At 47.1% G+C, this 263-nt stretch carries 2 tRNA genes; both read right to left on the reverse strand.

Annotated elements, in window-relative coordinates:
* Positions 1 to 45 precede the first annotated feature (45 nt).
* A tRNA-Gly gene (locus tag BCU68_RS10770) sits at positions 46 to 121 on the reverse strand.
* 36 nt (positions 122 to 157) lie between these two features.
* Positions 158 to 234, reverse strand: a tRNA-Met gene (locus BCU68_RS10775).
* Between the last annotated feature and the right edge of the window lie 29 nt (positions 235 to 263).

Genomic DNA, 263 nt, shown 5'->3' on the forward strand with positions numbered 1-263 from the left:
AACTTATTCCAACTTCTTTTAAGACTTAGTCTTAAGAAGAAAATATGGAGCGACACACGAGGTTCGAACTCGTGACCTCAACCTTGGCAAGGTTGCGCTCTACCAGCTGAGCTAGTGTCGCATAATAAACCGCTCTAACGAGCCATTCATCTTAATGTGGTTGCGGGAGCTGGATTTGAACCAACGACCTTCGGGTTATGAGCCCGACGAGCTACCAAACTGCTCCATCCCGCGTCCGGATGCCATTGTTTAAAGTACAATAG

Source organism: Vibrio sp. 10N.286.49.B3 (genome assembly GCF_002873395.1).
Classification (GTDB): domain Bacteria; phylum Pseudomonadota; class Gammaproteobacteria; order Enterobacterales; family Vibrionaceae; genus Vibrio.